12 protein-coding genes are annotated in these 13878 nt (G+C 66.6%); 3 read left to right on the top strand and 9 right to left on the bottom strand.

From position 1 onward, the window contains the following. Positions 1-27: 27 nt before the first annotated feature. From OG203_RS14955 to OG203_RS14925, 7 genes are all read right to left on the bottom strand, one after another. Positions 28-606, bottom strand: a complete 579-nt coding sequence (locus tag OG203_RS14955) for a DUF2165 domain-containing protein (RefSeq protein ID WP_405166252.1) — start codon at positions 604-606, stop codon at positions 28-30. Between the two features lie 186 nt (positions 607-792). Continuing rightward, the gene (locus OG203_RS14950) at positions 793-2076 is read right to left on the bottom strand and encodes an ABC transporter permease (RefSeq protein WP_405166251.1); all 1284 of its coding nucleotides are present in this window, start codon (positions 2074-2076) and stop codon (positions 793-795) included. Next, positions 2077-3243: an ABC transporter permease gene (locus OG203_RS14945; protein WP_405166250.1), complete on the bottom strand. Its 1167-nt coding sequence runs from the start codon at positions 3241-3243 to the stop codon at positions 2077-2079. Then, positions 3236-4750 (bottom strand): ABC transporter ATP-binding protein, encoded by a 1515-nt coding sequence (locus OG203_RS14940; RefSeq protein WP_405166249.1) that lies wholly within the window; start codon positions 4748-4750, stop codon positions 3236-3238. The genes OG203_RS14945 and OG203_RS14940 overlap by 8 nt, the downstream gene beginning before the upstream one ends. A 27-nt stretch (positions 4751-4777) precedes the next feature. Further along, complete coding sequence (locus OG203_RS14935) at positions 4778-5872, bottom strand: BMP family protein (protein ID WP_405166248.1); 1095 nt, start codon at positions 5870-5872, stop codon at positions 4778-4780. 137 nt (positions 5873-6009) lie between these two features. Continuing rightward, positions 6010-7152, bottom strand: coding sequence for a metallophosphoesterase (locus tag OG203_RS14930; protein WP_405166247.1), 1143 nt, complete (start codon positions 7150-7152; stop codon positions 6010-6012). A 147-nt stretch (positions 7153-7299) separates the two neighbouring features. Next, on the bottom strand, positions 7300-8016 hold the full coding sequence (locus OG203_RS14925; protein WP_405166246.1) for a hypothetical protein: 717 nt from the start codon (positions 8014-8016) through the stop codon (positions 7300-7302). Positions 8017-8636: 620 nt separating this feature from the next. On the opposite strand from OG203_RS14925, the gene OG203_RS14920 reads away from it, so the two are divergent. The 3 genes from OG203_RS14920 (at position 8637) to OG203_RS14910 (ending at position 11971) form a co-directional block, all read left to right on the top strand. Next, complete coding sequence (locus tag OG203_RS14920) at positions 8637-10115, top strand: hypothetical protein (RefSeq protein ID WP_405167881.1); 1479 nt, start codon at positions 8637-8639, stop codon at positions 10113-10115. Positions 10116-10292: 177 nt separating this feature from the next. Continuing rightward, positions 10293-10817, top strand: a complete 525-nt coding sequence (locus OG203_RS14915) for a hypothetical protein (RefSeq protein WP_405166245.1) — start codon at positions 10293-10295, stop codon at positions 10815-10817. Then, the gene (locus tag OG203_RS14910; protein ID WP_405166244.1) at positions 10814-11971 is read left to right on the top strand and encodes an MAB_1171c family putative transporter; all 1158 of its coding nucleotides are present in this window, start codon (positions 10814-10816) and stop codon (positions 11969-11971) included. The genes OG203_RS14915 and OG203_RS14910 overlap by 4 nt, the downstream gene beginning before the upstream one ends. A 5-nt stretch (positions 11972-11976) precedes the next feature. Here OG203_RS14910 and OG203_RS14905 read toward each other — a convergent pair whose 3' ends face one another. Then, positions 11977-12897, bottom strand: coding sequence for an aldose 1-epimerase family protein (locus OG203_RS14905; protein WP_405166243.1), 921 nt, complete (start codon positions 12895-12897; stop codon positions 11977-11979). A gap of 51 nt (positions 12898-12948) precedes the next feature. Then, positions 12949-13797 (bottom strand): slipin family protein, encoded by an 849-nt coding sequence (locus OG203_RS14900; protein ID WP_405166242.1) that lies wholly within the window; start codon positions 13795-13797, stop codon positions 12949-12951. Between the last annotated feature and the right edge of the window lie 81 nt (positions 13798-13878).

The following is a 13878-nucleotide window of genomic DNA, read 5'->3' as shown; positions in this document are numbered from 1 at the left end:
TTGTCTGAATTGTCCTAATTTGAGATGCTAACTACTTGCTGCCGGGGGCTGCTGATCCACCGCTCGGGGCGAGTCACTCTCGGGCAAGTGCACAAGAATCAGCCCGACCCCGGCGATCAGGAAGTTCTGCAGCGCCGCCGAGGACGCGTTCACCTCTTTGTTCGCCCACATCCGGAACCATTCGCCCGCGATGGTCAGGAATCCGCCGAGGAACAGCAGCGCCACCATGGTCCAGCCGAGGCTCGACAGTTTGGCTGCCACACCGGGACCGGAGCGCAGGCGCCGCGGCCATCCGCTCAGTTCGCGGATCCATGCCACGGTGGCGGCCAACAGCACGAAGGCGATCAGGAACTCCCAGATCACGATCAGGATGTAGGCGACAAGAGCGACGTTGCCGCTGGTGATCGCCCGCCACTCGGTGCCGGAGTGGTGGATCGTCGACCGCATGGACAGCACGTCGGCCACGCCGCGCCGGTTGGTGTCGGTGTCGACGCAGTTGGTGACCGCGACGAACAAGTAGTAGAAGCCGGTCATCGCCGCCAGCGCCGCGACCGCCATCCGGCGGCTGCCAACGACGTCGAGCATTCTGGTACCGCTGAGTGTCATCTGCCCTGCCTCGGATCGGCTATCGACGAGTAGTGCGGGAACGGCCCGGTTTGCGGGTACCGGTCTGCGTCGAACAGGTCGACAAGATCGACAAACCTGGATCCGACCCTATTTTAGGGTCGGCTCGGCCGTGCGTGGTCCCGTATCTCGCCGTCGACGGGTGGTCGCACGATGGTCGGCGGGTGATCAGCCTGGGACGTAGGGCTCGCCGTCGGCCTTGGGCGGACGCACCTGCCCGACCGCGCCCGCGACGGCGATCACCGTAAGCAGGTACGGCGTCATCTGCAGCACCTCGGTCGGGATGGGCGTGGCCAGCACTTGCAGCTGACCCTGCAAGGCCTTGGTGAAGCCGAAAAACAGTGCAGCGCAGGTCGCGCCGAGCGGATGCCAGCGGCCCATGATCACCGCGGCCAGCGCGATGAACCCGTTGCCCGCCGTCATCTCCTTGGTGAAGCCGCCGGTGGATCCGATGGTGAAGTAGGCGCCGCCGAGCCCGGCGATGGCACCGGCGAGCAGCACGGCCTGATACCTGACCCGCAGCACCTTGATCCCGACGGTGGCGGCGGCGCGCGGATGCTCGCCGACCGCGCGCACCCGCAGCCCCCATCGGGTCCGATACAGCACGAACCCGAGCAGGACGACCGCGACGACCATCGCGTACACCAGCGCGGTCTGGTCGAAGATCGTCGGCCCGATGATCGGGATCGACGACAGCACCGGAATGGCAAGCGGCTGCATGGTTCCCGGGTTGTTGAACCGGGCCGTGCCGTCGGTCAGACCGGTGAGCTGATCGAACAGGAAGCCGGTGATACCGGTCGCGAAGACAACGAGCACCACGCCGAGCACGATCTGATTGACCAGGTAGCGGATCGAGAACACCGCGAGCAGCCAGGCGATGAACACACCGGCGACCACCCCGGCCAGTACCCCGACGAGGAAGCTGCCGCTGACCGTCGCGATGATGGCGGCCGCGAACGCACCGGCCAGCAGCTGACCCTCGATGGCGATATTGATGACGCCCGCGCGTTCACACAGCACGCCCGCGAGCGCACCGAGGATCAACGGCGTCGACAGCGCGAGGGTGCCCTGAATCTGGTTGGTGAGCGGGAAGATCTTGCCCGACGCCGCCCAGCACACGAACGTCACCACGAACGCGATGCCGAACACGGTGAACAGCACGGCCGCCCACCGGCCGGACAGGCCGCGCCACAGGTGTGCGATCGCGATCGCGAGGGCGATCACCGACAGCACCAGGGCCGCCGGCTTGGCCGCGACGTTCAGATCGGACGGGCCGGCGGTATCCGGTGCGGCCAAGCGGAAGTCGACGGTGCCCGACCTGGTGAACACCGCGAGCGCGACCGCGGTGACCGCGAGGATCAACAGCAAGATCCCCAGGCGCAGACGCTGTCGGTGCTTCTCCGGTGACTCGAGCCCGTGGGCGGCGACGACACCGGCTGTGGTTGTCGCCATTCAGTTCCACCCTTTCGCGAGTACCGCGTCCGCGCGCTCGGCGCGGATCCGGAAGACGGCGCGCACCAACGCCGGTGCCGCGACCAGCACGACGATCACCGCCTGCAAGACGGTCACCAGGCTGAGCGGGGTGCCCGTCGCGGCCTGCATCTCGTTGCCGCCCGCGTTCAAGGCACCGAACAGCAGCGCCGCGTAGACCGTGCCGATCGGACTGCCTCGGCCGAGCAGCGCGACGGTGATGCCGTCGAAGCCGAAGGATCCGGCGATCCCGTTGGTCAGCGGCAGGTCGGTGCCGAGCACCTGTTGGGCACCGGCGAGCCCGGCGAGGCCGCCCGCGATGAGCATCGCGAGCACATACGCCCGGCCGACATTCATCCCGGCCGTGCGCGCCGCGTCGGGATTGGCGCCGACCGCCCGCAGCCGGAAACCCAGCGTCGATCTCGACAGCAGCCACCACACGAACGCGGCGGCGCCGAGGGCGACCAGCAGCCCGAGATGCAGTCGGGTATCGCCGAATCGGGGCAGCTGCGCGGTGTCGTCGACGACCGGGCTGATCGGCTCGTTGCGGCCGGGCCGCTGCAACCATGAGGTGGTGAGCAGCCAGGTGAGCGCGTACAGCGCGACGTAGTTGCCCATGATCGTGGAGATGACCTCGTGCGCGCCGGTGCGCGCCTTCAACAGTCCGACGATCCCGCCCCACAGCGCGCCACCGGCGACACCGGCCACCAGCGCGACCACCACGTGCAGCACCGGCGGCAGGTGCACCGCGAAACCGACCCAGCCCGCGAACAGCGCACCGGCGATGAGCTGACCCTGCGCGCCGATATTGAACAATCCGGTGCGGAACGCGAGCGTGACGGCAAGGCCGGTGCAGATCAACGGGGTTGCCGCGACCAAGGTTTCGGCGATCTGATGCTTGCCGCCGAACGCGCCGAGAAACAGTGCCTTGTACGTATCCGAGACGGCGCTGGTCGCCGCCGACACCGAATCCATCGGTCGCGCAAAGAAATAGCCGAGCGCGCCGGTCACACTCGGATCGCTGACGATGATCAGCAGCGCGCCGACGACGAGTGCGAGCAGCACCGCCAGCGCGCTGACGATCAGTTCCCGCACCCAGGGCCGGTCGGGTCCACTTCTTTTCGAATCGCTGCGCGCTGGTTCAGTCACGGTCGCTCCCCGGTAGCGCGCCCGCCATCATCAGGCCGAGCTGATCGCGCGGGGTGTCCGGGCCGACGATGCCGACGACGCGCCCGCGATACATGACGATGATCCGGTCCGACAGCGCGTAGATCTCGTCGAGCTCGGTCGACACGATCAGCACCGCGGTGCCCTGATCACGTTCGCGGACAATGCGTTTGTGCACGAACTCGATCGATCCGACATCGAGGCCTCGGGTGGGTTGTCCGGCGATCAGCACCTCGAGCGGCCTGGACAGCTCCCGCGCGAGGACGACCTTCTGCTGATTGCCGCCCGACAGGGTGCTCACCGAATCCCCGATGGCGCGGGTGCGGATGTCGAACTCCTCGATCCGTTGTGCCGCATTGTGTTTCATTGCGGCGCGCGACAGCACGCCGTGGCGGGAGAACTCCGGCCGGTCGATCAGATCCAGCACCAGATTCTCGGCGACGCTGAAGGTGCCGATGCAGCCGTCGTGCGAACGATCCTCGGGCACATAGCCGATACCGGCGTCCAGATGCTGGCGCGGTGATCGGCTCGCCACGTCCAAGCCGCCAACCGTGACCGTGCCGGCCACCGGCGTGCGCAGCCCGAGCAGCGCGCTGACCAGTTCCGACTGCCCGTTGCCGACAACGCCTGCGATGCCGACGATTTCGCCGCCGTCGACGCCGAAGGACACCTTGTCGACCACCACGGTGCCTGCCGTGTCGACCACGGTCAGATCGGTGACGACCAGGGTCGGCCCGGTCGGCTCGGCGGGCGTCTTGGCGACAACGAGCTCGACCGAACGGCCGACCATCAGTTCCGCGAGTTCGCCTTCGGGAGTGGCTGGTTCGACGGTGCCGACCACGGTGCCGCGGCGGATGACGGTGATCCGATCGGCGATCCGGGTGACCTCTTTCAGCTTGTGCGTGATGAAGATGATCGACGTGCCGTTCGCGGCGATGGCCCGCAGCACACCGATCAGCTCGTCGATCTCCTGCGGGGTGAGCACGGCCGTCGGCTCGTCCAGAATCAGCACTTCGACGTTGTTGGCCAACGCCTTCAGAATCTCCACCCGTTGCTGTTCGCCCACCGACAGGTCCGCCACCAGCGCGTCCGGATCCACCGGAAACCCGTAGCGCTTGGACAATTCACGCACCTGCGTGCGGGCCGCGCCGCGATCGAGCAGGGCGAAACCCTTGGTCGGCTCCCGGCCGAGGATGATGTTCTCCGCGACGGTGAACACCGGGACCAGCATGAAATGTTGGTGCACCATGCCGATTCCGGCGGCGATCGCGTCGCTGGGCGACAGACAGGTCACCGGCGTGCCATCCAGGAGGATCTCGCCGTCGTCGGGCTGTAACAGCCCGTAGAGCATGTTCATCAACGTGCTCTTGCCCGCGCCGTTTTCCCCTAGCAGGCAATGGATTTCGCCTGGTTCGACGACAAGGTCGATGTGGTCGTTGGCCAGCAAAGTGCCGAATCGTTTGGTGAGACCGCGTAATTCGAGCCGCATATCGCTCCCCGTTGTGACGGCCGCGGCTCACTTGGCTGCGGGCTGGGCCTTCGACGTGAGGGTGATCTTGCCGCTCGCGATATCGGCTGCCAGCGCGGTGATTTCGCTCTTCAGCTCGGCCGGGATGGTGGCGTCGAAATCGTGGTACGGCGCAAGGCCGACACCTTTGTTCGCCAACGTGCCGACATAGGCCTGGTTGCTGAACTGCTTGTTGTAGGCGTCGGTAACCGTCTTCGTCACCGCCAAATCCATCGCCTTCTCGACGCTGCTCAGCAGGGAGGAACAGTATTCGGCGGCGCTGACACAGCCGTCGGTGTCGACCCAGATCGCGGTGACCTTGCCGCCGGAGGAGTGCGCTGCCTCCAATGCGCCCAGGCCCGCCGGGCCTGCCACCGGCAGGATGATGTCGGCGCCCTGGCTGATCAGATCGTTGGCCTTGGTCTTGCCGATGTTCTTGTCCTGGAAGTCATTGGTGATCACGCCCTGCTGGGTGGCCTCGTCCCAGCCGAGCAGCTGGACCTGCTTGCCCTTGGCCTTGTTGTAGTACGCGACGCCCTCGGCGAAGCCGTCCATGAAGATGGCGACGGTGGGGATGTTGATCCCGCCGAACGTGCCGACCTTGCCGGTCTTCGTCTGCGCCGCGGCCAGGTAACCGGCCAGGAACGACGGCTGGGCGGAGTTGAACGTCAGGCCCTGCAGGTTCGGCAGCGGCGGGTTCTGCTGCGTATCGGTGTAGGCGTAGTCGACGATCGCGAAGTTGACATCCGGATTGGCCTTGGCCGCGGCGTAGGTGGCATCGCCCTGCTTGAAGCCGACCGTCACGATGATGTTGCACTTCTGCCGGACCATCGTGTTGATGTTGGTCGGATAGTCGTTGTCGGACTTCGACTCCAGCTGCGCCTTCGAGATGCCGAGCGCGGTCACCGCGTCGGTGAGCCCCTTGAAGGAGGTCTGGTTGAACGACTTGTCGTCGAACCTGCCCGAATCCGACACCATGCAGGCCTTGAAGTCCTTGGCGCCCGCGTCGCCGTTCTTGGCCTGCTCGGACGGCGGACTACCGCACGCCGCGACGGTCAGCACGAGAACACCGGCAGCGGTGAGGCTGTGCGGCCACCTACCCATATTTGCCTCCTGAAACGCGATACCCCGCAACCCAACTCACCCAATTTGCCGAGAGAGTGCGGTAGTGGGAGGAGTTTAAGACGCGGAACCGATCTTGGCTCGGTTTCCGCGTCATCTCCGACCTCGGGTCAGGGGGCCTATTTGCGCGCGGGTGCCGAACGCAGGATCAGGACGGTGACCTCGCTGGGGGCGAAGACGCGCAGTTGGGGGCCCCAGAAGCCGGTGCCTCGGCTGGTGTAGAGCTGGGTGTGGTCGCCGTGGCGGCTCAGGCCCGCGACAACGGGTTGATCGAGGCGAACCAGGTAGTGGAACGGCCAGATCTGGCCGCCGTGGGTGTGGCCGGAGATCTGCAGTGCGATGCCGGCGGCCGCGGTGGCGGCGATCTGCTTGGGCTGGTGGGCGAGCAGCACCACCGGCAGTGCCGGGTCGGCACCGGCGAGCGCGGTCGGCAGGTCGGGTCCGTGGCCGGGCAGGCCGACGCCGGTGGGGTCGTCGATGCCGGCGATCACCAGTCGGTCGCCGCCTCGGGTCACCGTCTGGTGCTGGTTGTGCAGTGGCTGCCAGCCGATCGACGCCATGTGGTCGATCCAGCCCTGTGCGTCGCCGAAGTACTCGTGATTGCCGGTGATGTAGAACCGGCCGAGTGGCGCATCGACCTTGCCGAGCGGGTCGACCTGCGGGTGCCGCTTCGCGACCGAGCCGTCCGCGAGATCGCCTGCGTGGCAAGCGATATCGGGCCGCTGCTCGTTGACAAGGGCGACAACCTTCGCCGACCAGCGCAGTCGATCCAGGGCGGCGAAGTGCGTATCGGTGACCACCACTAGGCGCAGCCCATCGAGTCCTTGGCCGAGCCCGGGTATCGACACATCGACCGTGCGCACCCCTGGCACCCGCCGCGCCTCGAAGATTCCCCAGGCCACCAGGACGATCGACACCGCGAGCACGCCCACCGCGACGACGCGCGAGCGAGCCGGATCGTGCACGCCCGCGATGGCGAGCACCAGCCCGACGATATTGCCGATCACCGACCAGCTGAACACCACCCACGCCACGCCGAGCAGCGTGTCGCCCACGATGGACGCGGCATCCGACTGCCTCGGTCCGTGTCCGAGGAACATCGACGCCGGCAGGCCGACAAAGGTGAGCAGGAAGACCGCGGAACCGAGCCAGAACAGCGGCCCGGTGCCCTCGGTGGGCGCGCCGACCAGGGTCCACCACGGGACCAGGAACAAGAGGGCGGGGATCGCCAAGAACAGGGCAACGCGGGGAACGTATTTCAAGAGACCATCCTCGTCGGCACGGAGTGCTGCGCGCGGTCCCTCCGCCCGGCGCGGGCGCTATCGACGATAACAGCGCCGACCGGACAGCTCAGCGACGAACCACACCGCACGGTCTGTGCGATGTGGTTCGGGTCGATTCGGCGTGGGTCAGCAGGAACCGCTGCCGCTGCCGCCGGTGCCCGGTGCGCCCGCGTGCAGGCCTGCGCCGCCGCTGCCGCCCGCGCCGCAGGCGCCGAGCACGCCGGTGCCGGTCTTGGCTCCGCCGTTGCCGCCATTACCGCCTGCCCCGCCGGTCCCGAGAGGTCCGGCGCCGCCGTTACCGCCACGTGCGGCCGCGCCGCCACTGTTGTTCGCGCCGGAGGCGTTGCCCCCGTTACCGGCCTTGCCGCCGCGCCCGCCCGTGTCGACAGCCTGGGCGACACCGCCGAGGCCGCCTGCGCCGCCGGGTGCACCGGCTGTGCCCGATCCGCCGGTCGCGCCCGCGCCGCCGTTGCCGCCCGCGCCGCCTGCCCCACCGGAGCCGCCGGTGGGTCCGCCGAGTCCGCCGAAGCCGCCTGCGCCACCCGCACCGTGCAGTCCGAGTCCGCCGCTTCCGCCTATCCCGCCCGCGCCGCCTGCACCGCCACCGAAGCCGTTGCCGCCGTTACCGCCCGCGCCGCCGGGACAATCCGGAGTGCCGTTGGTGCCGTTGCCGCCCGCGCCGCCCGCTGGCTGGGAGGCCGTGCCGTTGGCGCCGTTGGCGCCGTTCATGGCGCTGCAGGTGGCGAAAGCCGGTGGGGCGATGGCGATCATGGCGCCGGTGGTCAGGATGATGCCGCCGAAGAGGGCGGCGATACGGGTGCGTGCGGTGCGCTGGGTGGTCATGTTTGTGCTCCTAAATCGCTGATGCGCTGCTGAATTGCTGATGCGCTGCGGCCGATATGACATCGACCATGGCGGCGCGCGTTATCGACTTCTCCGCTTCGGTGTGAAGTAACGGCGAATACGCAGCGCGTCACGGCGCATTCACCGGCTCGCCGTTTATTGACAAGCCAATTACTTCGCCGGTTTCGTCAGCGGTGGTGGAAGCTGGAACTCTGCCGTGGACATCAATCTGATGTCGCCATGGGCTGGAGCAGCAAATTCAGCCTACGCCTTTTTGGTGTCGATTACTACGGAGTTCGCGCCCGATAAATCGAATTATGTATTTTCACATGGCGTTTTACGAAAATGGGTAGGATATTGCTTGCGGCGTCGGCTATTTCGTCGGATCGAGCCGAGTCTGCTGCTCACGGGCTGGTTGGGGCGCAATCGGGTGTCCGCGTGGTTAATACGGGATGGTCGGCGGGGTGCCTGTTTGTGACAACTCTTACTTGGCGAACGACCCTTTCCTTTGTTGACGTGTCTTGAATTCTGGCCATACCGTGCGTCCCATGGATGCTCGATCTGCGGCGGTGCCGCGTTTGTCCAGATTCGTTCTGGGAGTTGTTATTTGTGCATTGGCGGTGCCCGTTGTAGTGGCGTCGGCCGCGAACGCCGACCCCGATACGCGGGATCTCGACACGCTGTTCGGCGGAATGGGCTCGCACCAGGTGATTCAGACCGCCGCCACGATGGCCTGTCCCGGGCCGGGTGCCCTGAGCGGTGAGAATATGGTCGTGCCACGCCGATGTCAGGGCACTTTTCCGTCCGGGCCCGGATCGCCGGTCGGTGTCCAGTACTACTATCCGGCCGATATCGACCAGTTGGGCAGGGCACCCTCGATCGTTTTCACCCCGGGTATCCTTGCCGAACCCGGCTTTTACGACGCGATGCTGAAGCAGTGGGCCAGTTACGGTTTCGTCGTCGCCGTGTCTTTCGATTACTTCAATACCATGTCGGAAATGCAGTTCGCCGGTCTTGCCGGGTTGAAAGAGCGCGACCTCGATCCGGCCTCGCCGCTGGCCGGAAAGGTCGACTTCGGTCGAATCCTGTTGGCCGGTCATTCGGCAGGCGGCGGTAGCGCATTGCTCGCCTCGAATATCGCGCCGCGATTCCACGCGCTCGACGCCACCTTCCAGGTGGTCGGCTCGCTGGCCATGGAGCCAGGCCCGTTGGCGGCCACCAACTTCGTGCCGACGCCGACCTTGATCATCCAGAACGCCAGGGACTCGGTGGTGCCCGCGGGTGGCTGGGTCGACTGGTATCAGTACCCGGGGCTCGGCGCCGCGCCCGCCTACGTGGCCACCCGTAAAGCGGTGACGCACAACGATGTCGAGAACGCGCTGCTCGCGTTGAACGCCGAGCACAGCCTCGCGCTGGCCTGGCTGCTCACCGTCGGCATGCGGGATCCGGTGGCGAGTCAGTTCTTCGTCGGCCCGGACTGGAAGCTGCCGGGCGAACCGAATTACGCGAACGTCCGGCGCAGCCCGAAGGCCGACCAATGGCAGCTCGCGCCGCCCGCCGGAGCCGACACGATCGTCGGCGCTCGCACGGTGACGGGGCCGATCGAGCAGACGTTCCTCGAAACCGGCGGCCAAGTGGTCTGGGGCGCACCGCTCGACGACGTACGCGACACCGCCGACGGCGGCCAGTTCCAGCGATTCGAGCGCGGCGTCTTCTACCGCAAACCGAATGTCAACGGCGGCAAGGCCTATGCCGTGAACGGGCCGATCCTCGCGAAGTGGGGCGAGCTCGGCTGGGAGCGCGGACCCCTCGGATATCCGACCAGCGATGTCTACACCCTCTCCACCGGAGGCTTCGTCGTACCGCTGATCGGCTACTTCGGCGACACCCCTGGCCGGTGGAGCAAGTTCGAGCACGGCGTGATCTATTGGACCGAAGGCACCGGCGCGCACCCGATCTCGGGCCCGATCTATGACATCTGGCGCAAGACCGGTTACGAAAGCGGCTCCTACGGATACCCGATCGGCGACGATTACCGCACCCCGGACGGCGGTATCGCGCAGCGGTTCCAGCGCGGAACCATCACAGTCACACCATGATTCGGCCATCGAGGGCGGGATGGTCGAGCATCACCGCAGCGGCATGAGACTCGGGCTTGACTCGGTTGCAGGGGCAACTTACCCTCGAACCGCCACGCGGCAACCATCGTCGATAGCTTTCATTCAGTGGCGTTGATTACGAGTGGGGGGCGAGCGGTTGGCGGAGTTGAAGGCAGCGTGAAGGCCGAACGCGAGTTGCGTCGCCGCCTCCGTCGTCTGCTCGTCGAGCTGGATATTCAGCCGCCATTGGATGTGGCCATCCTGTGCCAGCGGGTTGGTGCGCAGCGCGGGAAACCGATCCAGCTGGTGGCGCACCCGATCCCGATACCCGGCCCCTTCGGGGCGTGGATCGCCACCGCCACCGTCGATTACATCCTGTACCAGCAGGAGACGACCAAAGCCCACCAGGACCACATCATTCTGCACGAACTCGGGCACCTGCTGGCCGGTCACCACAGTGACGAGCAGGACGATTCGCTGATGACCGAGCTGTTCCCGTTCAGCGGGCTGAGCCCCGACGACGTGCGAACCGTCCTGCGCCGCACCTGTTATGACACCGTCGAGGAACGCGAAGCCGAGACGGTGGCCACGATCATCCTGGAATGGGCTTCGGTGCTCGACTGCATCGCCCCCCGGCCGATATCGGACGTGGCCGCACAACGCCTCGGCGCCGCACTGAACGACCGGCGGGGCTGGCTGTGATCGGCATACAGATCGTGGTCGGTCTCGGTCTCCTCACCCTGGCGTGGATGCTGTCGCTGGTGGCGCGCAAACCGCGTGACGTGCGGCTGCGTTCGATCACCGCCGCGGTCGCCTGCTGGACCGCTGGCTTGCCCTTCGTGGTCTACGCCTCCAAGGGCGTGGATTTCCTCGGTCTCGAACCCATGTGGTCCCAGCTGATCAATCATGTGCTGATCCTGACCGGCGCGTACTGCCTCGTGTGTTTCTTTTCCTACAGTGCTTTCGATCGTCACCAGGCCGGTGTCCGAGCCAAGTGGCACGCGCTCGTGCTGGTCGCGGTGGTGAGCACGGTGATCGTCGCGGCCGTGATCATGCCAGCGGAATTACGCACCATCGGCGCGCAAGTGACAACGGGCAAGGGTCAAGAGGCGCGCGGCGTATTCAGTATCAGCCTGTTCTACACAACCGCGAATTGCTATCTGCTTGCCGCGTTCCTGAGCGCGGCGATGGCGACCCGCCGCATCGTGCGGCACGCCAAGGGCGGGCTTCGGCTCGCGCTGCTGATCACCATGGCCGGGCTGGCCACGCTGATCGTTGCCTTCGCGATCTTCACGATCAGCAGCAGTCTGCACTTCGCGAACACCGACCTGCCCGACGCCGTCCGGGTGGCCGGAGTGATGTTGCTGCTGCCCGGCTTCGGGCTGTTTCTGCTCGGCATCACCGTGCCCGCCGCCGTCACCAGGGTGGCCGCCGGACGCGTCTGGCTGCGTCACCTGCGGGCTTATCACACGCTCACTCCGCTGTGGACGCTGCTGCACGCCGAATTCCCGGAGGACGCGCTGATCCGCGTGCCGACCAGTCCGCGACTCGACCGACTACGGGTCACCGGTGTGCACCGCCGCTTCTACCGTCGGGTCATCGAATGCCGGGACGGGCTGGTCCGGATCAGCCCGTACATGGCCCACATTCAGGCCGCCGACCTCCAGAACGCCGCCGCGCCAACACAACTGGCGCAGCAGCTCCGGCAGGCCCTGCATGCCCGCGCGTCCGGCGTCGAGGTCCGCGGTCGGCCGATGCCGATCGCCAGCCCGGTGGCCGCTGGGCTGGACGCCGACGTCGACGAACTTCTCGCGCTGGCCAGCGCGTTACCGCCGGTCGGTGCTTCCGCGCGCTGAGATCGTCACGACGAGGTCAGTCGCGCGCCCCAGCTGGTCCGCACGGTGGCACCCGGGGTCAGCCGGATCAGGCCGTCGCCGCTCTGAAAAGCGTTGGGCGGGCAGGTCATCGGCTCGGCAGCGAGGCCGGTGCGCCGGTGTGCCGTAGCGAGTGTGTCGCCGGTGAACAGCTGAATCACCGAATAGGAGTCGTCCACCCATAGCTCGGCGACCGCATCATCGTTGCCTCGCAACCGAACCCAAGCCCGGCCGTCGGCATCGCGGGCGAGATCGGTGAACGGATCGTCGATCACCAACGCGGCGAGCGGCTTTGGCGTTGCGAAGTCGAACGGAGTACCGCTGACCGCTTCGGTGCCGACCGGAAGGTGGCGGTCGGGGTCGGTGACGATCCGGGTCGCCGCGTCGAAATGCAGGACCGCCGTGTCGATTCGGCCGCTACCTGGCGAGAGATATGGGTGCTGACCGCAGCCGTACGGTGCCGCGGTATCGCCGAGATTGGTCGCGGTGGTGGTGACCGTGAGGCCGTCGTCGGCGAGTACGTAGCGGATGGCGACATCGAGATAGAACGGATATCCCTTGCGCGGGTGCAGCGTGGTCCGCATGGTGACCTCGTTCTCCTGCGCGTCGGTCGCCCGCCACGGCCGCCAGCGCAGCAGCCCGTGGATCGCGGTCTGCTTCGCCGGTTCGGTCAGCGGAACCTGTTGGTCGACGCCGTCGAAGCGATACTTGCCGTCCGCGAGCCGATTCGGCCACGGAATCAACGCGGTGCCGCGACCACCGTCGGCCATATCCATCACGTCGTAGGGCTCGAGCACGTCGCGGCCACCGACCCGGAACTCCCGGATGCCGCCGCCGACTTCCACGATGACCGCCCGCTGGTCGCCCCGGCCGATCGAGAATTGCTGTCCGGAAGGTGGCGGCGTCATAACTGACGACGGTACCGCCGCCGAGCACCTCGCTGATCAGGTGGGCGGAACTCAGTCCGACGTGGTCGCGGGCGCGCCGTTCGGCACCGGTGTGACAGCCAGGCTTTGGGTCGCGGCGTGCAGGGTGCCCGCAGCGGCGGTTTCCCTGGCGAAGAAGGTGCCGACGTCGGCGACCGCATTCATCAGCTGGGCAGGGAAGACGACGGTGGTGTTCTTGTCGACGCCGAGTTCGATGAGCGTCTGCAAGTTGCGCAGCTGCAGGGCAAGCGGGTGCGCCATCATCGTGTCGGAGGCGTCACCGAGTGCCGCCGCCGCCATCGATTCACCCTCGGCGGCAATGATTTTCGCACGCTTCTCGCGCTCGGCCTCGGCCTGGCGCGCCATCGCCCGCTTCATGCTTTCCGGCAGTTGAATGTCCTTGAGTTCGACCAGCGTGACCTCGACACCCCATTCCAGCGTGGTGGTATCGAGGATCTCCCGAATGCCGGCGTTGATGATGTCGGTCTCGGCGAGCGCCTCATCGAGGGTGTGCTGTCCGACCACCTTGCGCAGTGTGGTCTGCGCGATCTGATCGATGGCCGCGTAGACGTTTTCGATCGCGACGACCGATCGCTCGGCATCGACGATGCGGAAGTAGGCCACCGCGGAGATATCGACGCTGACGTTGTCTCTTGTGATGATCCCCTGCGACTGGATCGGCATGGTGATGATCCGCATCGTCACCTTCCGCAGCTGGTCGATGACCGGAATGATGAAGTTGAGGCCGGGTTCGCGGACCGCGATCACCCGCCCGAGGCGGAACAACACGCCCTTTTCGTACTGGGTCACTATCCGAATCGACAGCGCCGCCCCGATCAGCGCCAGCACGACTATGACCGCGACGATGACGAATACATTCATGACTTGCGCCTAACTCGGAGCTAGTGGTTCGGGGGGTTTGATGGTGGCATCAACTCCAGTAGACGCCGCGTATGGCATAGT

It is taken from the genome of Nocardia sp. NBC_01499 (assembly GCF_045040275.1).
Taxonomy (GTDB): Bacteria; Actinomycetota; Actinomycetes; order Mycobacteriales; family Mycobacteriaceae; genus Nocardia.
The sequence above is the reverse complement of the archived record's forward strand: the minus strand, read 5'-3'. Positions and strand labels throughout refer to the sequence as shown.